The sequence below is a fragment of the Rhizobium sp. Leaf262 genome, from assembly GCF_001422245.1.
Taxonomy (GTDB): domain Bacteria; phylum Pseudomonadota; class Alphaproteobacteria; order Rhizobiales; family Rhizobiaceae; genus Agrobacterium.
This window is the reverse complement of the sequence record NZ_LMMM01000005.1, coordinates 139,973-164,988: the sequence shown is the minus strand read 5'-3', so window position 1 is coordinate 164,988 and position 25,016 is coordinate 139,973. Positions and strand designations below refer to the sequence as shown.

At 58.7% G+C, this 25,016-nt stretch carries 21 protein-coding genes and 1 other RNA gene; 15 read left to right on the top strand and 7 right to left on the bottom strand.

What is annotated here, in order from left to right; all coding sequences use genetic code 11:
• Nucleotides 1–243: 243 nt before the first annotated feature.
• The 7 genes from ASF29_RS07875 to ASF29_RS07845 form a co-directional block, all read right to left on the bottom strand.
• Nucleotides 244–1,470, bottom strand: a complete 1,227-nt coding sequence (locus ASF29_RS07875) for a lytic murein transglycosylase (protein ID WP_062450135.1) — start codon at nt 1,468–1,470, stop codon at nt 244–246.
• Between the two features lie 164 nt (nt 1,471–1,634).
• Nucleotides 1,635–2,426 (bottom strand): GH25 family lysozyme, encoded by a 792-nt coding sequence (locus tag ASF29_RS07870; RefSeq protein WP_062450134.1) that lies wholly within the window; start codon nt 2,424–2,426, stop codon nt 1,635–1,637.
• Between the two features lie 358 nt (nt 2,427–2,784).
• Nucleotides 2,785–3,462, bottom strand: coding sequence for a class I SAM-dependent methyltransferase (locus ASF29_RS07865; protein ID WP_062450133.1), 678 nt, complete (start codon nt 3,460–3,462; stop codon nt 2,785–2,787).
• Nucleotides 3,459–4,709, bottom strand: a complete 1,251-nt coding sequence (locus tag ASF29_RS07860; protein ID WP_062450132.1) for a DUF3419 family protein — start codon at nt 4,707–4,709, stop codon at nt 3,459–3,461. The genes ASF29_RS07865 and ASF29_RS07860 overlap by 4 nt, the downstream gene beginning before the upstream one ends.
• 294 nt (nt 4,710–5,003) lie before the next feature.
• On the bottom strand, nt 5,004–6,062 hold the full coding sequence (locus ASF29_RS07855; RefSeq protein WP_062450131.1) for a lytic transglycosylase domain-containing protein: 1,059 nt from the start codon (nt 6,060–6,062) through the stop codon (nt 5,004–5,006).
• Between the two features lie 121 nt (nt 6,063–6,183).
• Complete coding sequence (locus tag ASF29_RS07850; RefSeq protein WP_062450130.1) at nt 6,184–6,819, bottom strand: hypothetical protein; 636 nt, start codon at nt 6,817–6,819, stop codon at nt 6,184–6,186.
• Nucleotides 6,820–6,992: 173 nt separating this feature from the next.
• Complete coding sequence (locus ASF29_RS07845; RefSeq protein ID WP_062450129.1) at nt 6,993–8,204, bottom strand: pyrophosphate--fructose-6-phosphate 1-phosphotransferase; 1,212 nt, start codon at nt 8,202–8,204, stop codon at nt 6,993–6,995.
• Nucleotides 8,205–8,513: 309 nt separating this feature from the next.
• Between ASF29_RS07845 and ASF29_RS07840 the strand changes: the two genes are divergently transcribed.
• The 15 genes from ASF29_RS07840 to ftsW all read left to right on the top strand — a co-directional run bounded on the left by ASF29_RS07840 (nt 8,514) and on the right by ftsW (nt 25,016).
• Nucleotides 8,514–9,254 (top strand): DnaJ family molecular chaperone, encoded by a 741-nt coding sequence (locus ASF29_RS07840; protein WP_062450164.1) that lies wholly within the window; start codon nt 8,514–8,516, stop codon nt 9,252–9,254.
• Nucleotides 9,251–10,018 carry an N-acetylmuramoyl-L-alanine amidase gene (locus ASF29_RS07835; RefSeq protein WP_062450128.1) on the top strand — a complete coding sequence of 256 codons (768 nt, stop codon included), beginning with the start codon at nt 9,251–9,253 and terminating at the stop codon, nt 10,016–10,018. The genes ASF29_RS07840 and ASF29_RS07835 overlap by 4 nt, the downstream gene beginning before the upstream one ends.
• Nucleotides 10,019–10,264: 246 nt before the next feature.
• A complete protein-coding gene (locus ASF29_RS07830; RefSeq protein ID WP_062450127.1) occupies nt 10,265–10,801 on the top strand; it encodes a lytic transglycosylase domain-containing protein in 537 nt (178 codons plus the stop codon).
• Nucleotides 10,802–10,949: 148 nt separating this feature from the next.
• On the top strand, nt 10,950–12,137 hold the full coding sequence (locus tag ASF29_RS07825) for an FAD-dependent oxidoreductase (protein WP_062450126.1): 1,188 nt from the start codon (nt 10,950–10,952) through the stop codon (nt 12,135–12,137).
• 309 nt (nt 12,138–12,446) lie between these two features.
• Nucleotides 12,447–13,640 carry an FAD-binding oxidoreductase gene (locus ASF29_RS07820; protein WP_062450125.1) on the top strand — a complete coding sequence of 398 codons (1,194 nt, stop codon included), beginning with the start codon at nt 12,447–12,449 and terminating at the stop codon, nt 13,638–13,640.
• Nucleotides 13,641–13,699: 59 nt separating this feature from the next.
• An RNA gene (gene rnpB, locus ASF29_RS07815) (RNase P RNA component class A) lies at nt 13,700–14,101 on the top strand.
• A gap of 396 nt (nt 14,102–14,497) precedes the next feature.
• Nucleotides 14,498–14,938 (top strand): division/cell wall cluster transcriptional repressor MraZ, encoded by a 441-nt coding sequence (gene mraZ, locus ASF29_RS07810; protein ID WP_062450124.1) that lies wholly within the window; start codon nt 14,498–14,500, stop codon nt 14,936–14,938.
• A gap of 14 nt (nt 14,939–14,952) precedes the next feature.
• Entirely contained in the window at nt 14,953–15,978 is a 1,026-nt protein-coding gene (gene rsmH, locus ASF29_RS07805; RefSeq protein ID WP_062450123.1) for a 16S rRNA (cytosine(1402)-N(4))-methyltransferase RsmH, read from the top strand.
• 1 nt (nt 15,979) lies between these two features.
• Nucleotides 15,980–16,534 (top strand): hypothetical protein, encoded by a 555-nt coding sequence (locus ASF29_RS07800; RefSeq protein WP_062450121.1) that lies wholly within the window; start codon nt 15,980–15,982, stop codon nt 16,532–16,534.
• A complete protein-coding gene (locus ASF29_RS07795) occupies nt 16,534–18,273 on the top strand; it encodes a penicillin-binding protein 2 (RefSeq protein ID WP_062450118.1) in 1,740 nt (579 codons plus the stop codon). The genes ASF29_RS07800 and ASF29_RS07795 overlap by 1 nt, the downstream gene beginning before the upstream one ends.
• Before the next feature lie 58 nt (nt 18,274–18,331).
• Nucleotides 18,332–19,786, top strand: coding sequence for a UDP-N-acetylmuramoyl-L-alanyl-D-glutamate--2,6-diaminopimelate ligase (locus tag ASF29_RS07790; protein ID WP_062450117.1), 1,455 nt, complete (start codon nt 18,332–18,334; stop codon nt 19,784–19,786).
• Between the two features lie 2 nt (nt 19,787–19,788).
• Nucleotides 19,789–21,222 carry a UDP-N-acetylmuramoylalanyl-D-glutamyl-2,6-diaminopimelate--D-alanyl-D-alanine ligase gene (locus ASF29_RS07785; RefSeq protein ID WP_062450114.1) on the top strand — a complete coding sequence of 478 codons (1,434 nt, stop codon included), beginning with the start codon at nt 19,789–19,791 and terminating at the stop codon, nt 21,220–21,222.
• 120 nt (nt 21,223–21,342) lie between these two features.
• The gene (gene mraY, locus ASF29_RS07780; protein WP_062450112.1) at nt 21,343–22,443 is read left to right on the top strand and encodes a phospho-N-acetylmuramoyl-pentapeptide-transferase; all 1,101 of its coding nucleotides are present in this window, start codon (nt 21,343–21,345) and stop codon (nt 22,441–22,443) included.
• A gap of 4 nt (nt 22,444–22,447) precedes the next feature.
• Entirely contained in the window at nt 22,448–23,857 is a 1,410-nt protein-coding gene (gene murD / locus ASF29_RS07775; RefSeq protein ID WP_062450110.1) for a UDP-N-acetylmuramoyl-L-alanine--D-glutamate ligase, read from the top strand.
• A 4-nt stretch (nt 23,858–23,861) separates the two neighbouring features.
• A complete protein-coding gene (ftsW, locus tag ASF29_RS07770) occupies nt 23,862–25,016 on the top strand; it encodes a putative lipid II flippase FtsW (RefSeq protein ID WP_062450108.1) in 1,155 nt (384 codons plus the stop codon).

Sequence of the window (25,016 nt, the reverse complement as noted above, 5' to 3'; positions counted from 1 at the left end):
CCTTTACGTTGACAGTAAGCATTATGACCGTTTTGTGTCTCTTGAAAAGCGAATTCTATGACGCGGTGCACACTGCAAGCGCATGAATTATCAGCGTTTTGCCGCCAATGCGTTGAAAAACAAGTTATATTACAGTGTGTAAAATGCGGTGCGAATTGCGAAAAAAAGTAAACGGCCATGGTTAACCCACGGCCGTTCGATTGGTTTGCGCCAGGTGGCGTTTTGAAATGGCGGACGCTGGACTCAGAGTGCGTTCAGCAAAGCGCGGGTCGGCCAGCCATCTGCGGGCAGGCCGAGGCGCTGTTGTTCGCGCTGTACGGCGATGCGTGTGCCGGAGCCCAGAATGCCGTCGATCTTGCCAACGTCATGCGTCTTGGCATCGAGCTTGGTCTGCAATTCCTTCATGGCTGCGTCGTCAAGGCCAGGCTCAGGATTTCCCTTGGCGTATACAGGTGCGCCCATGAAGCGGGTGGCGAAATAGGCAGCCGAGGTCGTGTAGATAAAGGACTGGTTCCATTCCAGATAAATGTTGAAGTTGGGGTAGGTGATGAAGGCCGGACCCTTGCGGCCCTGCGGCAGGATGAGGGCTGCGGGCAGAGCAGCAAAGTCCTTGTCGCCGTCGCGCGGGGTCACACCAAGGTTGAACCATTCGCCAGCCGTCAGCGTGCCGCCCAGACCGGATTTTTCCCATGGCAGGTTTTCCGGCACGGATACTTCCTGAATCCAAGGTTCGCCCTTTTTGAACCCGAGATGCTGGATGAACTTGGCGGCTGTCAGAATGGCGTCGGGGCTGCTGGACTTGACGTTGATGTGGCCATCGCCGTCACCATCGACGCCGAAAGCGATGATGTCCTTGGGCAGCATCTGCACCTGGCCGATTTCACCAGCCCATGCGCCGGTGTTGGTGGCGGGGTCAAGGTCGCCATGCTGGACCATTTCTGTCAGCGCGATCAATTGCGGACGGAAAAGTTCCGGGCGGCGGCAGTCGTGAGACAACGTGACAAGCGCGTTGCGGGTGTTGAAATCGCCCTGTACGGCGCCGAAATCGGTTTCCATCGCCCAGAAGGCGGCGATGACGCCGGCTGGCACACCAAACTCGTCGTTTGCGCGCTTGAAGGCGGCGGAATATTCCTGAAGCTTCTTGCGACCGAGATCGAGGCGACCCTGGCTGACGGTGCGCTGCGAGAATTCGAGGAAGGTCTGGCGGAAGACGCCCTGTGCACGGTCGCGTGACAGGACCTTCTGGTCGATCTGCGCGCCAGCCAGCGCCTTGTCGACGGCCTCTGCCGTAACGCCTTTGCCGACCGCTTCGGTTTTTACGCCTTGCAGGAAGGTGTTGAGGTCGCCACCGCAGGCGACCTGCTTTGGGTCATCCGGCGAGGTGACGAGGGGGACGGCCAGTGCGGAACCGCAAGACAATGTGAAGACGGTGGCAGCAAGTGCGACGCTGCGGGGCGAAAAGCTGAACATCAGAATTTCCTCAAATGGGTGTGAGACCATGCGTTTGCCAAGTTTTGTGGCAGAAGCGTGGGCAAGATGGTGGAAAACCCCAAGGGAGCATGTTGTTTCCCACGCAATGCGATTATTTCGCAGCACATCTGCCGGAATTCAGCGAAAAATCAAGCCTGATCTCGTCAGCTTCCGGTCTTTGAGGTGGAGGCCAGCCATGTGCGCCAGTTCTTCTCGGAACCGGCAAAGACGTTGATATCCGTGGGCGTGCTGATGCCGGGTATGACGCCGGTGCCGGTATATTGCCAGAAGGCCCATTGGCGATCGCTGTAGATCTCGCCGGGATGGGCAGCGACCGAGCGAACCCAGAAGGGGTAGCTCTTGAACTGTCCGACGAGATTGTCGCGATGGAAATCCACGCTCGTGTAGATGATCGGGCGCTTGCCGTAATGCTTTTCGATGCGGGTGAGGAAGCGCTGGATTTCTGCGCGCACGACATCCGGCGAGGGCCGCGTCTTGCAGGTGGGGGAGGCGGGGTTCCACTCCACGTCCAGAACCGGCGGCAGCTTCATCGATTCCTTCGGTACGGTGCGAATGAACCAGTCGGCCTGCGCATCTGCCGTCGCGCAGAAATAATAGAAGTGATAGGGCGCATGCGGGACGCCCGCGGCAGACGCCTCGCGCCAATATTCGTCAAAGCGCGCATCAACACGGTCCGTACCCTCGGTGGCCTTGATGAAGGCGAAGGCGACGCCGGATTTGCGCACGGTCGCCCAGTCTATATCGCCATTCCACTTCGAGACGTCGATGCCGTGGACTTCATGCCTGTGCGGCGATTTCGAGCCGAAATCCTGCGGGTCGTTGTCCTTGAAGCGCGGCTTTGCGACCGAAGCGGTTTCGAGAAAATCGTAACTGGTGGAGGTGCAGCCGCTCAGCATGAGCACAGACGCGAAAAGAGCCGGAAGTAGCCGCTGCATGATGATCCCAGAACGTATGATTTTCCCGCCGGCTGCTTGGTGAGAAGCGCCGTAATCTCCTGTTTACCATAACAGGGTAAACAAGCCGTTATGGCAAGATGCTGTGTGGAGAAATGTAGCCGTTCGCGGTTGGGTCGCACGTCATTAGACGGCAGTGGGTGTGGCTAGCCCCCCTCTGTCCTGCCGGACATCTCCCCCACAGGTGGGGAGATCGAATCGCGGAGAGCTCTCGGCAAACTCTGTCGTCGAGATTGAAGCGACGTCGGTGCGTCTAGCCGATCTCCCTCCTTGTGGGGGAGATGTCCGGCAGGACAGAGGGGGGTAAGCCACACCCACTGCCATGTGTTATGTTTCGACCTCAGCCCTTCGGCAGCGTCAGCACCGCACGCCACGCATATCCTCGCGCGATAGGCTCAAACTCTAGGGTCGCATTGTGGCTGCCAGCCAGGGCTTCCAGCACGTAACGCATATTGGCACGCGGTGTGACGTGGAACTTGGTGAGCCACGCCTGAAGCAGGGTGCGGAACCAGCGTGGCAAATCTTCCTGCTGACCGAAATCGACGATATGCAGCGAGCCGCCGGGAGCGAGGGACTGTATGGCGCGTTCGACCGCTTTTTCCCATTCCGGTATCATCGATACGGCATAGGAAATCATGATGCGATCAAAACCGGTGCTGCGGGAAAATTCGCTGAGCTTGAAGCTTGTCGCATCGGACGCGCGCAGCACTGGACGCTCGCGGTGGCCACCGAAGTTTTCCGCAGCCGTCGTCAGCATTTCAGCGGAAATATCGAGGCCATAGAGCTTCGCGGTCGGATAGAGCTTCGAAGCGCGAAGCAGATTGCGCCCCGTGCCGCAGCCGACCTCCAGCAGGTTTCCGTCCTGCGGCACATCCAGCTTGTCGATGGTGGTGTCCCGACCCAGCAGGTAATATTTGCGGGTGATGTCGTAGATGTGCCGCTGGTGGCGGTACATGCGGTCCATCAGGTTTGCATGTTTGACATCGCCCAGGCTGATATGATCGCCGACGGTTTTCATGCTGATGTCCTCTGGTAGATATGGAAGCCGCCGTAGATGGCAGAGCGGTCACGTGCGTTGAGTTCCTGAGAACGTTCGGCGAGATAGGACCATTGTGCGCGGATATCCGGCGACAGGCGCCCTTCGATCACGCTTCTTTCAGCAGCGGTTCGGAAGATCACGCGGGCATCTGCCGCCGCCGTGCGGCTGATCTGCGACCATAGCTCGTTGATCTGCGCATCGCTCATCCAGTCCTGTGCGTCCAGCAGCACGTAGCGGTCGACCGAGGAAGCAGGCTTGGAGGCAAGCAATTCGGTGAAGGTGGCGTGGTGGACGTTGACCCGCGACGCGTTGTTGCGAATGGCATCATAATAGTCCTGACGCAGATAGTCGGGCAGGGCGCCTTCCTGCGACTGTGGATACCGTCGCGCGAAAGCCTGCCAGGCGAAATAATTGTCCTTCAATGGAAAATCGCAGGCCAGTTTTTCAAGGCGAGCGCGCAGGACCGGCGCAATCGTATTGCCGTCCGAGAGGCTGGCAAGTTCGTCATACTGGCGCGGCGGGATGCCCAGCCCGAACAGCGAGCTCTTGCGCTTCGTCAGCCAGCGGATAACAGGCTTGTCGAAGAGGGGGGCGACCTTCTCGTCAAAGAACCGGCGTTGTTCGTCCATCGAGCGCGCATTGGCCATACCACGCAAATCAACGCCGTGCAGGCGAGCCAGGACGTGACCTGCGCCGATGAAACGACCCAGAAGTCCCGTGCGATAGATATTGCGATCGAAAACGGAGATACGGCGGCGACCGCTCAGTGTGCGCTTCGACCAGTATGCGCGGGTTTGCGCATCCAGATGCGGCGCGATGAAGCGGTCATAGCCATCGCTGTTGGAACGGACATTTGCCACGCCGAACTGGCGCACGACATCCCCATGCGCAGGCAGATGGCGGAAGGCGGCCAGTTTCAGCTTGTTGAGCGCGATATGGTGCGGGTTGAGATCCACCACATCGATGCGCGACGGATTGCGCGACAGGTAGGCGAGCACGTTGCATCCACCCGAGCCGATGGTGACGATGCTGTGGCCTTCGCGCAGTTCCATGGCGTGCATGTCGACGTCAGGGTCTTCCCATATCTGCGGGTAGACGAGACCGGAAAACAAAACGCCGAATAGGCGCTCCGACAGACCGCTGGTGGACAGGGCCTTGTGCTGAAGCAGTGCTGTTTTGAGTTTTACGTTTTTGCTGAAACCGGTTTTCGGCGCGACACTCGTCATCTGATTCCACCTCTCATTCGGTTGAGAGGCGTTTAGCGGTGAGACGCAACAGTTTGATGACGGGGTGGGGATGCTGCATTGAGCGGTGGTGGGCTTGGCTCACCCCCCTCTGGTCTGCCGACCATCTCCCCCACAGGTGGGGAGATCGACTCGTGGCTAGGTCTCGATCATCTTAAAGGCTGCGGATAGAGTTGGGTGCGCGCGTCTAACCGATCTCCCTCCTTGAGGGGGAGATGCCCGGCAGGGCAGAGGGTGGGTAGGCCCCGCATTCAAACTTGAAACGTTTGGAAAGACTTACTTCCGCAACACGTGCAGCATGCCCTTGCGCTTGGCATCGTAGTAATACCCACGGGCATACAGCCGCACCGCGTTATCACGATCATTATCGGCCACCAGCCATGCGCCGCGCAGGTACTTCACTGCGTATTTCAGGTTGGTTTCCGCGTCGAACAGGCCGGAAGCGGGGCCATCGAAGCCCATGGAGCGGGCCGTGGCGTGTTTGATCTGCATGAGGCCGAAATGGCCGCCATTGATGGCCCTGGGATTGTAGCGGCTTTCGCGCATGACCACACGGTGTACCAGGTCTTCGGGAACGTCATACATGGTGGCATATTTGGTGATGAGGCCACTGAGCTGCTGGCGACCCATCATTGTTGGGGCATCGGGCGCAGTCGTGAGGCTTTCACGCGTGCTGATGGCGGCCAACGCTGCATTTTGCGGAGCCGAGGCATAGGCGAGCATCGCGCCCTGCGGCTTAGGTACCGGAACGACGCTTTGCTGCTTCATCATGTCTTCGGTCAGAGGAATGGCTGCGGCAGAGGGTGTGCCCGGCGCGCCGGGTGCGGGCGGAAAGCCACCCTTCAATGCGACGACCTGCGGAAGGGCTGCGTTGTTTGCCTGATGCATGACAGCGGTCGTTGCAGGCGTTGCCGCCGCAGGTGCTGCCAGCGCGACCTGCGTCGTTTCGGCATGCGGCTGGATTTGTGCGTCGATGGCTGCAGCAGCAGCTGCGATTTCGGACGCGGGAGGAAGTGCTACGCGCCCGCCTTTGACGGCTGCTGCCGTGGGAAGCGATTCCGTTGCGGTGTTGGCTGCGACCTCGACAGGAGCGGCGGTTGTGCCAGCCGGTGTGGCCGTCGTGGCTGCTGCCGTCTGTTGTGTCTGCGCTTCGGCGGGGGTGCCGGGTGTGGTGGGGGCAGCTGATGTTGGTGTGGTTGCGGCAATTTTCGGTTGGACGGCGTCACTTTTCGATGCCACTTCGACGCTTGTGCATCCTGCCAAGGTCAACGCAACGCAGACGGTTGACGACAGAAGAAGCGCCGATTTTCGACGAAAATTGCCTGAAATTTTCATGCTGCCGCCTTTGAGTGCGCCTGTCTTTCGATACCGCCGTTCAAGCGAAGCAGGCAGTCCCTATCCAGCGATCATTAACCTATCGTAAGGATTCCGGCAAGACGCGACTTTTACCCAGGCTTCAGGCAGCGATTCGACGGTATCCGGCAGTGACGGCGCGACCGGCGATGAAGTGGGTTCTTCTGGGGTTTTTCAGCTTTTTTGTTGCAGACATGCGCCGCACCGAGCGGATGGTGAAGCGCGCAAAACAGGCTTGGGCGAGAAGGCACACGAAGGCAACCAGCAACACCACGGCCTGCATTTGTGATACCATTTCAACGACATCGCGGGTGCCGTTGACGAACTGGACCAGAAACGCGACGAAGAAGCCGAAATAACGCAGGCGAAGCGCCGCCAGCACAAAGCAATCAGTAAAGGTGGTTCCGAAGCTTTTTCCGCGCAGATTGTCGTTATCCGCATTGGCTTCACGCGCGGCAGGCGTTGCAATGGTCCAGAGGCTGAACAGCATCAGCCATGCAGTGCCGGTCCATTGCACGATAGAAAGGACGGGAGAGGGAAGAAATTCTGCGCCAGCGACAATGATGGACGCTGCCGTGACCGTGGTGACGACGCCAAGGGTTGCGCCTGTGACGGCGGCAATGAGCGCAACTTTGCCACGAATGGAAGCGTAGCTCGCGACTTTGAAGGAGATGGGCGAGGGTAATGCGAACAGAATCACACAGGCTGTGCAAAAGATCAGCCAGACTTGTGCGGACATATGCTTTCCTCCTTGCCCTCCCCGACGTCATTTTCTTTCAGACTACAGCATCGGCCCAGAAACCGAAACGGATTTCTAGGCCGATGACCGATAAGGTTCGGAGCGGTGTGTTTGCGCCACAGTTTTTTAGCTTAGGCGCATAATACGGCTTAAGGAAGCTTTGCGCGTCGTGATCATGCCGCCTTGTATGGCTGCCCGATGTGGTCCATGACCTCGCCGAACCACTTTGCCGACAAATCGAAGTGCTTGCCGCCCTTGATGCGCGGGAATTCGATGGTGCGCAGCTTGCCGCCCTGATCCTCGTCATGACCTGTGACGCCGGAGACCTTGTTGAGAGCGCTTTCTACCGCCAGATCGACCATGCCCTGAATGAGGCGAAGGTCTTCGCCATTGGCCGGGGCGGAGCGGGCGTAGTAGCCTGATTTCTGCACCATGGTGCGTTCTGCACCGATGAGGCTTGCGAACTGCTTCTGGAACCAGCCGCCGACATTGATCGTGTCGATCTTGACGTGGCCGAAGGCATCGCGCTTGACGGTGTCGCCTGCGGCTTCACGCTCGGCAACGATGGAATCGAGGCCCGCACCTTCCGACACGAAGAGGGTGACGAAGCCGGTCTTTTCCATGATCTTCTTCAGGCGCTCCGCCTCGGCCTGAATGTCAAATGCCATTTCCGGCAGGTAGAGGCCATCGATGCCCTTCAGCTGCTCGCCCATCAGAAGGCCCTCGACATATTCATTGCCCTTGGTCTTCTGGATGTAAGCGCGGGCCGTGGCCGCCGTCAGCCAGCCGCAGTGGCGGCCCATGACTTCGTGGATGACGAAGGTTTTGGGAGCGGCACTCTGCTCATTGCTGACATTGTCGAAGAAATTCGCGCCGACTTCGGCGGCTGTCCATGCGCCCAGCGATTGTTTGATCGGCACGACGTCATTATCGACCGTCTTTGGCAGGCCGACGACCGTGAGGTTATAGCCGTTGGCGCCGAGATAGGCGGCAAGATCTGCTGCCGTTGTGTTGGTGTCATCGCCACCGATGGTGTGGAGAATGGTGACGCCATCCTTGGCAAGGCGATCTGCAGCCACTGCGAGGGGATTTTCGCCTTCCTTGACGAGGCCGCGCTTCGCGCAGTCTGCGGCGTTGGTCAGCTTTACGCGGCTGTTGCCGATGGGTGAGCCGCCATAGCGGTGCAGAAGGTGCGCCTTTTCGCGCATGTCTTTTGTAATGGCGACGCTGTCGCCCAGAAGAACGCCCTGATAGCCGGAGCGATAGGCCACGATGTCGATGTCTGGCGCGATGTCGCTGTAGCGTTCGATCAGGCCACCCACGGCAGAGGAGAGGCAGGGTGCGAGACCGCCTGCGGTCAACATTGCGACTTTATGTTTGGCCATCGTGGCACTCCTTCGTGTTCGTTCCAAAGATGTCGTGTGGCAAATGGATGCGTGACAGATTGTGGCATGTAAAGTGAATTTCTCAAGAAAATGGCCAAATTTCAAAGCGATTGAAGGAGTTAGCCGATATAATCGTTTCAATTGGCATCGTGTTCTCGACCGTTATCTCCGCCTGTGGAAAACCGCTTTGCATTCGGCGACGTAATGGGAATCGGTACGAGCCGATGTGATCTCAAGATGAATAAAAGTTAATGACATGCGACCGTTATGCATATTGCATTCAGCAAATCGGGCCGTATGCTTGGAGGCATGATGTACGATTTCGCCTGTTTGCAACTTTCATCGCTGTGGGAACGGCTGCTCGGCGCGATCGGCGATGCGGCAGGCAATGTGCTCGGGCGTGTGATAGAGGCGGTGCGAACCGTGTTCGAGGGCGACCCGGAAACACGCCGTCAGGTTTCCTTCTCTGTTGCGATCATCGCGCTGTCTGCAAAGATGGCCAAGGCCGATGGCATGGTCAACGATGCCGAAGTGAAGGCGTTTCGTCAGATTTTCGACTTTCCCGAGGAAGAAGCCAGAAACGTCGCGCGGCTCTATAATTTGGCGCGTCAGGACGTTGCCGGTTACGAGGCCTATGCTGAGCGGCTTGCCGGCCTTTGCGGTTCCGGTGATCAGAATTGCGAAATGCTGGAAAGCGTCATCGACGGTTTGTTCCACATCGCAAAGGCGGATGGCCTTATTCATGAGCGCGAACTGGCGTTTCTGGGACGCATCGCCGAGATTTTCAGAATCACCGAAGACCATTTCGAGATGATCATGGCGCGGCACGTACATATGGACGGTCGCGACCCTTATCGCGTGCTTGGCGTTTCGCCTGCCGATGACTTCATGGATATTCGCAAGCGTTATCGCTCGCTGGTGGCGGAGCATCATCCCGACAAGCTGATTGCGCGCGGCGTGCCGATGGAACTGCATGCGGCCGCCAATGAGCGCATGGCGGCTCTCAACGCGGCTTACGCTGCTATCGAGAAAGAACGCCGCGTCGCATGAGTGATTTCATCGCGGATTATAAGGGGGCCATCGTGGTACCCTCGCCAAACCATGGCGAACGCGTCGATGTCGGTGCGCCTGACATGATCATTCTGCATTATACCGGCATGGGCACTGCCGACAGCGCGCTATCATGGCTGTGTAATGTCGAAAGCCAGGTTTCCAGCCACTATTTCGTTTTCGAGGATGGTCGCGTCATGCAGCTGGTGCCGGAAGCGCGTCGGGCATGGCATGCGGGCAAAAGTCTTTGGGATGGCGCAAGCGACATCAACTCTCGCTCCATCGGCATCGAAATCGCCAATGCGGGGCATCCTGCCGGGCTGCCTGACTTTCCTGAAGCGCAGATTCAGGCGGTCATCGAATTATGTCGCGATTGCGGCGAGCGGTGGTCCATTGCGCCGGAACGCGTGCTTGGTCACTCCGATATTGCGCCGGTCCGCAAGATCGATCCGGGCGAGAAATTCCCGTGGGACATCCTGTCGCAGAACGGCGTCGGCCACTGGGTCGCGCCTGCGCCGATCGGCGGCGGTCGTTTCTTTCAGCGCGGCGATGGCGGCCAGCCGGTGGAGGCCCTGCAATCCATGCTGTCGCTTTATGGATACGGTGTTGAAATAACAGGTAGTTATTGCGACAAAACCGAGGGAGCGGTGGCGGCCTTTCAGCGTCATTTCCGGCCTGCTCTTGTGGATGGGATCGCGGACTTTTCCACCATCGATACGCTGCACCGGCTGATCTCGGCGCTGCCGAAATTTAGAAGCGTTTGAACGCGTTTCGCAGAAAATTGTTCCGATAAAATCGTATCCGATAATCGTTTTTTCTGCCTTGCCACAGTAAATCCTTATTACGCCTCTTTATAAGCCTCACCAAACCGCGACATGTTTCGATGTGAAACAAAGGTCGTCAATATTAATGATGAGGACTTGTGACGGATCGTTCCGATGAACTATCCGGTTGGCCCCGCTATGCACGGAGAGCCCGGCAATCCTCATGCCCGGAGACCCTTAATACTAATGAGAAGAGTCATTGTTGCTGTTTCGGCCTGTCTTGCCATGCTGGCCGCGCAGAGTGGAATTGTTTTTGCCAAAGATGAAGTGAAAACCAAAACCGTGTCGCTGGAAACCTATTTCCGCAAGCCTGGCTACCCCATTCCAGAGAAATCTCTTCCCACCACGTTGCAGAATGACTACTCCGATCTCATCGTCAAATACGCCAAGCGCTACGGCGTGCCGACCAATCTGGCTCATGCGGTGATATCGGTCGAAAGCAAGTTCAATCCCAAGGCACGCGGCAGCGCCGGTGAAGTCGGGCTCATGCAGATCAAGCCAGCTACGGCGCGCATGATGGGCTATCGCGGCACCACCAAGGCGCTCTACGATCCCGAAACCAATATCCGCTGGGGTATGCAATATCTGGCAACCGCCCACCAGCTTGGTGGCGGGCAGGTGTGCAGCACGATTCTGCGTTACAATGCTGGCCACGGCGCCACGCGCATGAACCCGGTTTCAAAGCGCTATTGCGGCAAGGTGCAGGCGATTTTGGCAGGCTAGATTCACTCAACCAGCCTCATTCCTGTGCTTGCGACCGGAATTCAGTAGACGCGCGTCTGCGCGGCTGTAGAAAGTCTTTTCAACCCACGGACTTGGGTTGACTGGATTCCTGCGACGAGCACAGGAATGAGGACTGTGGGGACGTGAAATGCCGGACTTCAAATATATCGTCGTCGGTGCAGGCATGATGGGGGCGGCAGCGGCCCGCCATCTTTCAGCGCAGACGGATGGCGTGGCCTTGATCGGGCCTGCCGAGCCAGTGGATATCAAGACCCACAAGGGCGTCTTTTCCAGCCATTACGATGAGGCACGCATTACCCGCGGTTTCGATGGTGATCCTGTCTGGGCGGAACTGGCGAAGCGTTCGATTGCCCGTTATCCCGAGATCGAAGCCAAAAGCGGCATTCGGTTTTATCACGAGGCGGGTTGCCTCTTTACCGGCAACGGCAAAGGGCTGGGCGGCGATTATGTTGATAGTGCCATGGCGGCGCGGGACCGGCTCGGACTTGAGGTCGAGGAATATGCTGCCTCGCAACTCGAAGCGCGTTTCCCGATGTTTGCTTTGCCTGATGATTACGAAGGTTGGTTCGAGCCGCGCAATGCCGGCTACGTCAATCCACGCGCGCTGGTGAAAGCACAGGTCGCGATTGCCGAAAGCCAGGGTGCCACGCTGATCCGCGAGACCGTGGTGAGTATCGATGACACGGCTTCCGGTGTCGCGGTGGTGACGCATGATAGGCGGCGATACACGGCGGACAAGGTGATCGTTGCGGCGGGCGGCTTCACCAATATGGCCGATCTTCTGCCCTCGAAAGTTGATATGGCGGCAACTGGCCGCACCATTGCATTTTTCGAACTGGACGAGCAAAAGCAGCGCGATTTCGAGGGTATGCCGTCCACCATCGTGCTGGCGGAAAACGCCGATGACATCTTCTATATTCTGCCGCCGGTGCTTTATCCCGATGGCAAGACTTATCTGAAGATTGGCGGCGAGAGCGAGAAGGGTAGGCTGGAAACGCTGGACGATGCGGTGCGCTGGTTTCACTCAGACGGGACGGCGAGCGAGGTGGCGTTTCTGGTCAAACGCGCCATCGAACTCATGCCGAAGCTTGAGGGCTGCCCGGTCACGTCAGGCTCCTGCGTCGCATCCATCACCCGCACCGGATATCCCTATGTCGGTTATACGCAGTCTTCCAACATCGCCGCGTTGACGGGGGGCAATTTCGTATCGGCCAAGTCTTCCGATGAGATTGGCAGGCTGGGTTCGGTGTTGTTGCTGGATGGGCAGTTGACGGAGGAGGATTTTGCGGGGCAGGTGGGGCCGGTGTTTGTGTGAAGCGAACGGCAGCGGGTGTGGCTCACCCCCCTTGTAACTTCCCCTCACCGTCATTTGGCGTTTTAATGCCGGTTGCGGTGGCGGATGTACGACCGGGCTCTGCCAGGGGCTTGGTGTCCCCAGGGGGTCTCGGTCTCACATCCGCCACCGCAACCGGCATTAAAACGCCAAATGACGGTGAGGGGAAGTTACAAGGGGGATAAGCCACGCCCACCAGCACTTGTTATTATCGAACCCAAAACCTCTGGAATCGAATCCGCAAACCGCTACAACTCCTTGTACCAGAGTCTAAAATCGGTGAGCTCGAACATGGCAACGCAGTTCAAATATATCGTGGTCGGTGCGGGTATGATGGGGGCTGCTGCGGCGCGGCATCTGGCGGGAAGCGGGGATGGAATTGCGTTGATCGGGCCGCGTGAGCCGGCGGACATCAAAAATCACACCGGCGTTTTTGCGAGCCACTATGATGCGGCGCGCATTACCCGCACCATCGATAGCAACGCCGACTGGGCGCGCCTCGCCAATCGCTCCATCGCCCGATACGGCGAGATCGAGCGCGAGAGCGGTGTAGAATTTTACGGCGAAGTCGGCTGCCTGATCGTGGGCAAAAAACGCGGTACGGGATTTTCCTATGTCGAGAATGTCTGCACGGCGGCGGAGACGCTGGGTGTCGACACCGAAGTTCTGGATGACGCGACGCTTGCGGATCGCTTTCCCTACTTTGCTTTCGAGAACGGATGCGAAGGCGTGTTCGAGAAGAGCAATGCCGGATGGGTCAATCCGCGCGAGTTGGTGCGAGCGCAGATCGTCAGCGCTGAAAAGCGCGGCGTGATGCGGATCGATGACATCGCCATCAGTGTGCGGGAGGAGAGTGGAGTTGCGACTGTGACGACGGCGTCTGGCCAAACCTACACCGCAGAGAAGGTGATCGTTGCGGCGGGTGGTTTTTCCATTGCCGATGGGCTGTTGCCGCAGGCGCTAGAGATGGAAGTCTATGCCCGCACGGTAGCGTTTTTTGAAATTCCCAAGGAAGAGCTGCATCGCTATGCGGGCATGCCATCGCTGATCTATGAGCCTGCCGACCCGCGCGAGCACATCTATCTCTTGCCGCCGGTGCGTTACCCGGATGGGAAGTTCTATCTGAAGATCGGCGGCGAGCCCGTGGATGTCCCGTTGCGCACAGACCGCGAGATTCGTGACTGGTTCCGTTCAGGCGGAAACGCAACCGTTCGCGATGATTTCGTTGAGATCATCGATAGCCTGATCCCCTTGATCGACACAACGCGCGTGTCTATGGCGGCCTGCGTGACGTCTTATACACCGAGCGGATTTCCGGCCATCGGTTACACGGCCTCGTCCAACATCGCAGTGCTGACCGGCGGATGCGGTGCTGCTGCCAAAAGCTCCGATGAAATCGGGCGGCTGGGTGCGGAGCTTCTGGTCGAAGGGCGGATCATTGATACCGGCTATGAAGCGGATTTCGCGCCGGTTTTCTCTTCGTAATAATGCGTTTGCGGATTTTCTGTTGGCTTTCACGGTCGAACCCGTCTAAGGAGCCCGTGCCAGTTGGCCGGGCAGCCGCGCTTTACCAATGTCGAAAGACGGTAGGGTGAGGAAAGTCCGGGCTCCACAAAGACACGGTGCCGGATAACGTCCGGCGGGGGCGACCCTAGGGAAAGTGCCGCAGAGAGTAGACCGCCACCTTTCAGGTGGTAAGGGTGAAAGGGTGGGGTAAGAGCCCACCGCGCCGCTGGTAACAGGGGTGGCATGGTAAACCCCACCGGGAGCAAGACCGAATAGGGATAACGCGGGGTGCGCGCAAGCGTATCTACAGCCGGTTTTTGGGCGAGTTATCCGGGTGGGTTGCGAGAGGCGGCGTGCAAATGTCGTCCCAGATGAATGGCTGCCACGTTCCGGGTCAAACCGGGGCCATACAGAACCCGGCTTACAGGCCAACTGGCAAATTCCTTTTTATTGCAGGGTCTTAAGGCCCACGTCTTCAGCGTGTATAAGCATTTGATATTGTTCCTGAAATAAGATTTCAGGGGCAATTTTTTATTGTCTTTGCGCAAGTGCTTGAATGAACACGGTAAACCATTCGTTAAACTTAACGGGATATGAATGTTCGATCCGAAGCTGGCATCCTGCTGGCTTCTCCCATTGACGCCCAAAGTGTCCCATGGTATCCCAAATGCACACCACAAAGGGTCGTGTTTTTGACCCGCAATCTCTGAAACGGAGAGGCCTGCAAGGGTCCGATGGGCATTACGTCCTACCGGTCAGCGATGTGTCGTGCGTAACGGTGTTGCCGGTCGGTGCAAGTTTCGTCTCTGCATTCGGCGGCTTTGGCAGGTTTAAGAATGGGTCGGTTTTTATCGAACGTGACAAACAGGATCGACGCCAAGGGGCGCGTTTCGGTTCCGTCTCTGTTTCGTTCGGTTCTGGTGGAGCGCGGCATTCAGGAGCTTTATTGTCTCCAGGATTTTGCATTTCCGGCCATCAGCGTGGGCGGCCCGGACTTGCTGGAACGATACGAACGGCAGATCGCCTCCATGGATGCGTTCTCGCCGGAAGCGAACGCGATGTCGCTGCTGGTTCACGGTGGCGGCGTTTTCATGAAGCTCGATTCCGAAGGGCGTTTGATGGTGACGGATTTCATTCGGGAATTCGCCAACATCACCACCGAAGTGACCTTTGTGGGTCGGGCGGATCATTTTCAGTTGTGGCAGCCGGAAGCGTTTCACGAGGCGCAAAAGGCGGCAAGAACGGGGCGCGGTTTTACCGCTGGTCGCCCCGGATAGGACGGGGAAACGGAATGACGGCGAATTCTGGCGGACGATCTTCTGAAGCCGGTGGCGGACCGGTTCGCCACATTCCGGTTCTTCTCCATGAAGTCTTGAGCGCGCTGCAGCCAGCGCCCGGCAAAGTCATTCTCGACGGCACTTTTGGTGCAGGCGGCTACAGCCAGGCCATTCTCGATCAGGGCGCTAACGTTATTGCACTGGACCGCGACCCCACCGCAATTGCGGGCGGACAGGCCCTGGTTGCGGCCAATGGCGGGCGTCTTTCGCTGATCCAGTCTCAGTTTTCCAATCTCGCCGACCATGCGCCAGCCGAAGGGCTGGATGGCGTCGTGCTGGATATCGGCGTTTCCTCCATGCAGATCGATGAAGCCGAGCGCGGCTTCTCCTTCCAGAAAAACGGCCCGCTGGATATGCGCATGTCCGCATCCGGCGTTTCGGCGGCAGATGTCATCAACCGCGCCAAGGTTTCCGACCTCATCCGTATTTTCGGCTTTCTCGGTGAGGAAAAGCAGCCGGGCCGTATTGCCCGCGCCATTGAAAAGAAGCGTGCCGAAGAGCCCTTCCGCACAACGCGGGATCTGGCCGGGCTGATCGAAATCGTCACGCCGCGCAAGGCCAAGGACAAGATACATCCGGCAACGCGGGTGTTTCAGGCACTGCGCGTCTTCGTCAATGATGAACTCGGCGAGTTGGCGCAGGCGCTGTTTGCGGCAGAGCGGGCGCTGAAGCCGGGCGGTCGTCTCGTCGTCGTCACCTTCCATTCGCTGGAAGACCGTATCGTCAAACAGTATTTTGCGGATCGTTCCGACCGTGCGGCGGGCTCGCGCCACATGCCGATGGTGGCTGCCAAGCCAGCGATTTTCGATGCCGTAGGCAAGCCGATGATTGCAGCAAGCGAAGAGGAGGCGGAGATCAATCCGCGCGCCCGTTCCGCCAAGCTTAGGGCAGGCATTCGCACCACGGCACCCGTTCGGCCTGCGGATCTGTCGATCTTCGATCTGCCCGATCTTGCCAGCCTTGCAAAGATGGGAGGTTGATATGCTGCGTACCTTCGATTTCGTTCTGATGGGTGTGATGGTGGCGGCAGCTGTCGTGACCTATTCCATCAAGCATCAGGCCGACTTGAAACTGGATTCCGTGCGCAAGCTGGAAGCCGAAATCAAGCTGGAGAAGGATACGATCGACCTTCTGCGGGCGGACTGGGCGCTTTTGACCCAGCCGAACCGTCTGCACCGCCTCGTCAACGCCTATCAGAGCGATCTGGCGCTGGTGCCGACGCAGCCGACACAGCTTTCGCAGCCGAAGGAATTGCCGATGCTGCGCTCGCAATTGCCACAGCCGCCGGAGCCGGTGGGCATGAGCGTGGAAGACGTGATCGCTGCTGCGATGAACGGCTCCAAGCCTGGCGCAACATTGGGTGGTGTAAAACCCAAATCGCCACCAGCCGGTCAGATTGCGGTCAGTGGCGGTGTTCCGGTGCCGCAGCCACGTGCGCGGGCCGCTCGCCCAGCACAACCCATGCCGGTGGCGCGTGCCCAACAGGGCGACGAAGCTGGTGATATGGATGAAACGATAACTGGATCGGTGGACTGATGTCTTTTCTGTCGCGCGTCATGGTTCTGAAGAGCAGGGCTCATTTTTCCGCCAGCACAAGCGGCTTTACCGACCATGCAGCTTTTGAAGGTGCGCGCAAACGGCGGGCAACGCAGGCTAAAACCCGCGTCGGTCTGCTGATTTTCGGCTTTATAGCCTTTTACGGTGTCGTTGGTGGACGTCTCGTTCAGTATGGCATGACGCAGCCCGAAACGGTTTCCAGCATTGCGCCTGCCGACCGACTGATGGCCTCGCGTCCCGATCTTCTGGACCGCAACGGCGAAGTGCTGGCAACCGACATCCGCACCGTCTCTCTGTTTGCCGAACCGCACCGCATCGTGGATGTGGATGAAGCCATCGAAAAACTGCAGACGGTTCTGCCCGATCTGGATACGCGCGGTACCTATCAGAAGCTGAAATCCGAATCGCGCTTCCAATGGCTGCGCCGTCAGTTGACGCCCAAGCAGCAAAGCCAGATTCTGGCACTCGGCATTCCCGGCATTGGTTTTCGTCCTGAAAAGCGTCGCTTCTACCCCGGCGGACATACGGCGGCTCACGTCGTCGGTCACGTCAATATCGACAACCGCGGCGTTGCGGGCATGGAACGCTATCTCGATAACCAGGGTCTTGCAGACCTGACGGCGCTCGGCATGACCTCGGACCAGCCGCTGGAGCCGGTCAAGCTGTCCATCGACCTGCGCGTTCAGGCCATCGTGCGCGAAGTCGTTGCCGACGCCATCCAGAAATTCAAGGCGATCGGTGCTGGCGCAGTTGTCATCAACGTGCACACCGGCGAAATTCTCGCCATGGCGTCGCTGCCGGATTACGATCCGAACAATCCTGCCGAAGGTGCAAAAGAGGGCTGGCTGAACCGCATGTCGAACGGCACGTTCGAAATGGGATCGACCTTTAAGTCCTTCACTATCGCCATGGGTCTGGATTCCGGCAAGGTGCATATTGGCGACTCGTTCGACGCACGCGCCCCGATCCGCATCGGTGGCTTCACCATCAAGGACTTCCACGGCAAGGGCCGCATTCTGTCGGTGCCGGAAATCTTCCAGTATTCGTCCAACATCGGTACGGCCAAGATTGCCGATACGGTTGGCATCGAAGGTCACAAGGAGTTTCTGACGCGGCTTGGTCTTCTGACAAAGATGCAGACGGAACTGCCGGAAGTCGCCCAGCCATCGCAGCCGCGTGTGTGGAAGAAGATCAATTCTGTGACCATTTCCTTCGGTCACGGCGTCTCCACCACACCGTTGCAGACCGCCATTGCCGGTGCCGCACTGGTGAATGGCGGCAAGCTCATCGAACCTACTTTCCTGCCGCGCACGGTTGCGCAGGCCGATCAGGTTGCCAAGCAGGTCTTGCAGCCCGGTGCCAGCAAGGACATGCGCTTCCTGTTCGAATGGAACGGTGTCAACGGCTCCGGTCGTAACGCCCGTGTCGAAGGCTTCAACGTTGGCGGCAAGACGGGTACGGCCGACAAGGTCGTCAACGGTCGCTACGTGCACGACAAGAACTTCAACGCCTTCCTGTCGGCCTTCCCGATGGACAAGCCCGAATATGTCGTCTTGTCCTTCATCGACGAGCCAAAGACGGACAAGGGCAACGGTGCCGCACTCGCCGGTACGTCTGCCGCGCCGATGGTGCACGATATCATCACCCGTTCGGCAGCAATTCTTGGTGTAAAACCCAAGTTCGGTAAGGACGGTTCGGCCTTGCTGGTGTCTTATTGATTGGTACAGCTTATGACGGACCGGCGAATCGCGCCGGGGGGACAAGACGGACACATCGATGAATTTGCGAGATCTCTCCGGGACCGAGTTCCCGGAACTGAATGAAGTGCTGCGGACAGATGCCGGAGCGCTCGATATCACCGGGATTACGGCTGACAGCCGCAAGGCCCAGCCGGGATCGCTATTTGTTGCGGTTGCAGGCACGAAGGCGGATGGCGCAGCTTATGTGCAGGATGCCGTGGCCAAGGGTGCCGTTGCTGTCGTTTCCAGCCATGCGATCGATGCCGGTGTGCCGGTTCTTGTTGCGTCCGATCCGCGCCGTTTTCTCTCTCTGTCAGCCACTCGCTTCTACGGAAAACAGCCCGAAACCATGGTTGCCGTAACCGGCACTGCGGGCAAGACTTCCGTCGCTTCCTTCACCCGCCAAATCTGGGCATTCGCAGGTCATGCCGCAGCGCAGATTGGCACCACGGGCGTGATTGCGCCCGGTCGCGAAGACTACGGCTCGCTGACCACGCCCGATCCTGTTTCCCTGCATGCGCTACTGGCCGAACTCGCCTCCGAAGGTGTGACCCATGCGGCGATGGAAGCGTCCAGCCACGGGCTCGACCAGCGCCGTCTGGATGGCGTGAAGCTGGCCGCTGCGGGGTTTACCAACCTCGGTCGTGACCACATGGACTACCATCCGACCCTTGAAGACTACATGGCCGCCAAGATGCGGCTGTTCGATACGCTTTTGCCCAAGGGCTCGCCGGTCGTGATTTTCTCGGACGATCCATGGTCGGACCGCGCCATTCAGGTGGCGAAAGAGGCGGGGCATGACGTGCGAACCGTCGGCCGCAAGGGCGATTATCTGGCACTGAAGCGCGTCGAGCATTTCCGCCACAAGCAGATGATCGAAGTGCATCATCACGGCAAGATTTACGAAGTCGATATTCCGCTGGCCGGTGATTTTCAGGTGGCCAATGCGCTGGTGTCCGCAGGGCTTGCAATTTCGACCGGCGTTTCTGCGCCCGTGGCGCTGAAGGCTCTGGAAAAGCTGGTGGGGGCCTCTGGTCGTCTCGAATTGATCGGCCAGACGAAAAACGGCGCGCTGGCCTATGTGGATTATGCCCACAAGCCGGATGCGCTGGAAAACGTGCTGACCTCCGTGCGGCCCTTCACATCGGGTCGCATCATTACCGTATTCGGTTGCGGTGGAGATCGCGACAAGGGCAAGCGCCCGATCATGGGCGAGGTCGCGACGCGACTTTCCGACATTGTGATCGTGACGGATGACAATCCGCGCTCGGAAGAGCCGCAGACCATCCGCTCAGAAATCATGGCGGCGGCACCCGGTGCGCTGGAAATTGCGGATAGGGCAGAGGCGATCAGCCATGCTGTTTCGCTGTTGGGGAACGGCGATACGTTGATTGTAGCGGGCAAGGGGCATGAGGAAGGTCAGATCGTCGGCGGCGTGACGCTGCCGTTTTCGGACCATGAACAGGTGCGTACTGCGCTGGAAGGATTGTAGATTTGAACTGGTTATGGACAGTCGCGGATATGGTCGCCGTCATGGCAGGCCGTCCGGTTGGCAATCTGCCTCAAGGCATTACGGGTATTTCCATCGATAGCCGCACGGTGCAGCCGGGCGAAGCCTTCTTCGCCATCAAGGGCGACCGGGTGGATGGCCATGATTACGCAAGCTTTGCCGTGGCCAATGGTGCTGGGCTTCTGGTCGTCTCCGAGGCCAAGCTGCCGGCATTGGGCAGACTGACCGTGCCGATGATCGTGGTGGAAGATGTGCTGGCCGCTCTGGTCAAGCTCGGCATTGCCGCCAGAGAACGGACATCGGCCCGTATCATCGCCATCACAGGTTCCGTCGGCAAGACGACGACCAAGGAAATGCTGCGTCAGGTTCTGGCACCTTCGGGCAGGGTTCATGCCGCCGTTTCGTCCTTCAACAACCATTGGGGCGTGCCACTGACTTTGGCGCGCATGCCTGCCGATACGGAATTCGGCATTTTTGAAGTCGGAATGAACCACGCGGGCGAGATCAGCCCGCTGGTCAAGCAGGTCAAGCCGCATCTGGCCATCATCACCACCATTGCAGCGGCGCATCTGGGCAATTTCAACAGCTTGGAAGAGATTGCTGCGGCGAAGGCTGAAATCTTCGATGGTGTTCTGCCCGGTGGTGCCGTCATTCTCAACCGCGACAATGCGCAGTTTGAGCAACTCGAACGGGCCGCGTTCGATGCGGGGATCGAGCATGTGCTGACTTTTGGCCAGCACGCCAAGGCCGACTTCCGGCTTGCGGATTTCGAGAACACGCCTGACGGCTCCACCATCTGGGCCATCATCAATGGTGAAACCAGCGAGCTCCACATCGGCGCCGCCGGTCGCCACATTGCCGAAAACGCCATGGCGGCGCTGGGAACGGTTGCCGTCACTGGGGCAGATATCGACAAGGCCTTTGCGGCACTCGGAACAATGGAAGCGGTGAAGGGCAGGGGCCAGCGTCACCGTCTGTCCGTGGGTGACGGATCGTTCCTGCTGATCGATGAGAGCTACAACGCCAACCCGGCGTCCATGCGGGCTGCCATTGCACTTCTGGCTGCGGCAGAGGTGAAGGGTAACGGACGGCGTGTCGCCGTGCTCGGCGATATGCTTGAAATGGGTGAGTTTGCAGCCGAAGTGCATGAGGAACTGTCCGGGCCGCTTCTGTCGGCTGGCATCGAGCATGTCTGGCTGGCGGGTGAGTCGATGGCCGCACTTCGCGATGCTTTACCCGAAAGCGTCAACGTCGCATGGTTCCCGACAACGGCCGAACTCAACGAATTCGTTCTGAAATGGGTCCAGCCGGGCGATGTGGTGATGATAAAATCGTCACTTGGCATCGGTTTCGGCAAGATCGTTGCTGCGCTTCTTGACAAGTATCCGGCATTCCCCGAGACGGGACGCCAAATCTAAAGCATCCAACCGAACGCCGAGACATGGTTTCGGTGACCGGTGCTGAAACGAAAACGTGAAGCGGCGCAGGCTAACCCATCGTCTGCCCGCCGCTTTAACCGGCCTTTTGAAAGGGCAAACATGCTGATCTGGCTCGTTGAACTGTCGGACAAAGTTCAAATCTTCAATCTGTTCCGGTACATTACGTTCCGGGCTGGTGCGGCACTGTTTACCTCTGCCCTCATCGTCTTCCTGTTTGGACCCGCCATCATCAATTCGCTGCGCATCCGCCAGGGCAAGGGTCAGCCGATCCGCGCCGATGGTCCGCAGACGCATTTCAAGAAGGCCGGTACGCCAACCATGGGCGGGTTGATGATCCTCGCTGGCATTCTCGGCGGCTCGCTGCTGTGGGGCGACCTCTCCAACGTTTACGTCGTCTCGGTTCTGATGGTCACGCTCGGCTTCGGTGCCATCGGCTTTTACGACGACTATCTGAAAGTCACCAAGCAGAGCGACAAGGGCTTTTCCGGCAAGGCACGTCTCGGCATCGAGTTCGTCATTGCTGCGATTGCCGTCTTCTTCATGATGCAGATCGCGCTCGCAACGGCCCCGCATGGTGGCACGCTGGGCAGCTCCATCGCCTTCCCGTTCTTCAAGGAATTCGTCATCAACCTCGGCTATTTCTTCGTGCTGTTCGGTGCCTTCGTCATCGTGGGTGCCGGTAACGCGGTGAACCTGACGGATGGTCTCGACGGTCTTGCCATCGTGCCTGTGATGATTGCGGCGGCAACCTTCGGCGTTATCTCCTACCTCGTCGGAAACGCGATTTTCGCCAATTATCTCCAGATCAATTTCGTGCCCGGCACGGGTGAACTTGCGGTGATCGTCGGTGCTGTTATCGGCGGTGGACTTGGCTTCCTGTGGTTCAACGCACCACCTGCGGCTATCTTCATGGGCGATACCGGATCGCTGGCTCTTGGCGGCCTGATCGGCTCCATCGCGGTTGCCGTCAAGCACGAGATCGTCATGATCATCGTGGGTGGTCTCTTCGTCATGGAAACGCTGTCGGTCATCATTCAGGTGTTCTGGTTCAAACGCACCGGCAGGCGTGTGTTCCTGATGGCACCGATCCACCACCATTTCGAAAAGAAGGGCTGGACGGAAAGCCAGGTGGTTATCCGCTTCTGGATCATCTCCGTCGGTCTTGCGATGCTTGGCCTTGCAACGCTGAAGCTGAGGTAACGGCATGATCCCTGTCACCTCACTTGCCGGAAAAAAGGTTGCCCTGTTCGGTCTGGGTGGCTCGGGCCTCGTCACCGCAAGGGCGCTGGTCGCCGGTGGTGCTGAGGTGACGGCGTTCGATGACAATCCCGATAGTGTCGCCAAGGCTCAAGGCGAAGGCATCCACACCGCAGATCTTCGCACGCTCGACTGGTCGAAGCTTACGGCCTTCGTGCTTGCACCCGGTGTGCCGCTAACGCATCCCAAGCCGCACTGGTCGGTCGATCTTGCCCGTGCCGCGGGTGTGGAGGTGATCGGCGATATCGAACTCTTCGTGCGTGAACGCCGTGCACATGCGCCGGATTGCCCCTTCATCGCCATTACCGGCACCAACGGCAAATCCACGACGACAGCGTTGATTGCACATATTCTGACGTCGGCTGGCCGGGACACGCAGCTGGGCGGCAATATCGGCACGGCGATCCTCAGCCTCGAGCCACCCAAAGCACAGCGTTTTTATGTGGTCGAATGCTCGTCCTACCAGATCGATCTGGCACCCACGCTGAACCCGACTGCAGGCATTCTGCTCAACCTGACGCCCGACCATCTCGACCGTCACGGCACGATGCAGCATTACGCCGACATCAAGGAACGGCTGGTCGCGGGCAGCGATACAGCAGTGATCGGTGTCGATGACAGCTATTGCACGATGATTGCCGACCGCGTCGAGCGGGCAGGCGTCACGGTGTCGCGCATTTCCAAGCGCAGCGTCGTTGCCAATGGTCTTTATGCCGAGGGCAGCCGGATCATGAAGGGTGAGAACGGCACGTCGACGCTGTTGGCCGATCTCGATGGCATTCCGACGCTTCGCGGCAGCCACAATGCGCAGAATGCAGCAGCAGCCATTGCTGCCTGCCTCGCTGTCGGCGTTTCGGTTGACGAGGTGAAGGCGGGGCTGAACTCCTTCCCCGGCTTGAAGCATCGCATGCAGCCGGTGGGTCGTCGCGGCAATGTCACCTTCGTCAATGACAGCAAGGCGACGAATGCCGATGCGGCGGCACCGGCGTTGTCCAGCTATGATCGCATCTACTGGATTGCAGGTGGTCTGCCGAAGGCGGGTGGCATCAGCAGTCTTTCGCCCCTGTTTTCCCACATCGCAAAAGCCTATCTTATCGGTGAGGCGGCAGCGGAGTTTGCAGCGACGCTTGGTGAGGCCGTGCCCTACGAAATCTCGGGCACATTGGACAAGGCCGTGCAGCACGCCGCACAGGATGCGCAGCAGGATGGAGGCGACGGCAATGTCGTGATGCTATCCCCGGCTTGCGCAAGCTTCGATCAATATAAGAACTTCGAAATACGTGGTGATTCGTTCGTTTCTCATGTTGCAGCGCTGGCTGACGTGACGATGTTGGTTGGCTCGGAAAAGGTGGAGTGATGAAATGGTAAGCCGTATCGACCGTGGACCGGTCGCGGAATGGTTCTGGACCATCGACCGTTTCTTCCTGACTGCGTTCATCGCGCTGATGGGCATCGGACTGATGCTGTCCTTTGCGGCATCCCCTGCCGTGGCGGAGCGCATCGGCCTCAACAGCTTCTTCTTCGTGGAGCGTCAGGCCATGTTCATGGTGCCATCTGTGGCGATCATGCTCGGCCTGTCTTTCTTGACGCCGCGCCAGGTGCGGCGTGTCGCCGTCATCATGCTCATCGTCGCGCTGCTGATGATGATCTTTGCACTGTTCTTCGGGATCGAAGTGAAGGGTGCACGTCGCTGGATTTCCATCGGCAGCTTCTCCATTCAGCCGTCCGAATTCATGAAGCCTGCTTTCGTCATCGTCTGCGCGTGGCTGTTTGCCGAGCGCGCTCGCCATCCTGAAATTCCCGGCAATCTCTTCGCCATCATTACCTTCGGCATCGTGGCGGCACTTCTCATCGCCCAGCCGGACTTCGGCCAGACCATCCTGACGTCGGTCGTGTGGGGCGGCATGTTCTTCATGGCAGGCATTCCGTGGTTCTGGATCATCATGCTCGGTGGTCTCGGCGTCGGCGGTATTGTCACCGCCTATCTGATGTTGCCGCACGTGGCCGGTCGTATCGACCGGTTCTGGACGGGTGAGGGCGACACGTTTCAAGTCGATACCGCCCGCGAAGCCATCATTCGCGGAAACTGGTTCGGTCAGGGTCCGGGTGAAGGCATCGTCAAGCGCATCATTCCCGATAGCCATACCGACTTCATCTTTTCCGTTGCGGCGGAAGAATTCGGCATTCTGTTCTGCATGCTGCTGGTCGCGATCTTCGCCTTCATCGTGCTGCGCGGTTTGAGCCACGCCTTCAAGGAAAAGGACGACTTCGTCCGCTTTGCCGTCGCCGGCCTCGTGCTGCAGATCGGTATGCAGTCGATGATCAACATCGGCGTCAATCTGGAGCTGATGCCAGCGAAGGGCATGACCCTGCCGCTGATTTCCTATGGCGGTTCGTCCATGATGGCGATATGCGTCACGGCTGGTTTCCTGCTGGCGCTGACCCGCCATCGCCCTGAAAAACGTGCGCAGGAGCGCAGCTTCTTCAGGGTCAATGCGGGCCTTCCCGCGGAGTAA

Coding starts and splice junctions, on each gene's coding strand:
- ASF29_RS07875 (WP_062450135.1), bottom strand. CDS start 1,470: ATGTTCAGCTTTTCGCCCCGCAGCGTCGCACTTGCTGCCACCGTCTTC.
- ASF29_RS07870 (WP_062450134.1), bottom strand. CDS start 2,426: ATGCAGCGGCTACTTCCGGCTCTTTTCGCGTCTGTGCTCATGCTGAGC.
- ASF29_RS07865 (WP_062450133.1), bottom strand. CDS start 3,462: ATGAAAACCGTCGGCGATCATATCAGCCTGGGCGATGTCAAACATGCA.
- ASF29_RS07860 (WP_062450132.1), bottom strand. CDS start 4,709: ATGACGAGTGTCGCGCCGAAAACCGGTTTCAGCAAAAACGTAAAACTC.
- ASF29_RS07855 (WP_062450131.1), bottom strand. CDS start 6,062: ATGAAAATTTCAGGCAATTTTCGTCGAAAATCGGCGCTTCTTCTGTCG.
- ASF29_RS07850 (WP_062450130.1), bottom strand. CDS start 6,819: ATGTCCGCACAAGTCTGGCTGATCTTTTGCACAGCCTGTGTGATTCTG.
- ASF29_RS07845 (WP_062450129.1), bottom strand. CDS start 8,204: ATGGCCAAACATAAAGTCGCAATGTTGACCGCAGGCGGTCTCGCACCC.
- ASF29_RS07840 (WP_062450164.1), top strand. CDS start 8,514: ATGATGTACGATTTCGCCTGTTTGCAACTTTCATCGCTGTGGGAACGG.
- ASF29_RS07835 (WP_062450128.1), top strand. CDS start 9,251: ATGAGTGATTTCATCGCGGATTATAAGGGGGCCATCGTGGTACCCTCG.
- ASF29_RS07830 (WP_062450127.1), top strand. CDS start 10,265: ATGAGAAGAGTCATTGTTGCTGTTTCGGCCTGTCTTGCCATGCTGGCC.
- ASF29_RS07825 (WP_062450126.1), top strand. CDS start 10,950: ATGCCGGACTTCAAATATATCGTCGTCGGTGCAGGCATGATGGGGGCG.
- ASF29_RS07820 (WP_062450125.1), top strand. CDS start 12,447: ATGGCAACGCAGTTCAAATATATCGTGGTCGGTGCGGGTATGATGGGG.
- mraZ (WP_062450124.1), top strand. CDS start 14,498: ATGGGTCGGTTTTTATCGAACGTGACAAACAGGATCGACGCCAAGGGG.
- rsmH (WP_062450123.1), top strand. CDS start 14,953: ATGACGGCGAATTCTGGCGGACGATCTTCTGAAGCCGGTGGCGGACCG.
- ASF29_RS07800 (WP_062450121.1), top strand. CDS start 15,980: ATGCTGCGTACCTTCGATTTCGTTCTGATGGGTGTGATGGTGGCGGCA.
- ASF29_RS07795 (WP_062450118.1), top strand. CDS start 16,534: ATGTCTTTTCTGTCGCGCGTCATGGTTCTGAAGAGCAGGGCTCATTTT.
- ASF29_RS07790 (WP_062450117.1), top strand. CDS start 18,332: ATGAATTTGCGAGATCTCTCCGGGACCGAGTTCCCGGAACTGAATGAA.
- mraY (WP_062450112.1), top strand. CDS start 21,343: ATGCTGATCTGGCTCGTTGAACTGTCGGACAAAGTTCAAATCTTCAAT.
- murD (WP_062450110.1), top strand. CDS start 22,448: ATGATCCCTGTCACCTCACTTGCCGGAAAAAAGGTTGCCCTGTTCGGT.
- ftsW (WP_062450108.1), top strand. CDS start 23,862: ATGGTAAGCCGTATCGACCGTGGACCGGTCGCGGAATGGTTCTGGACC.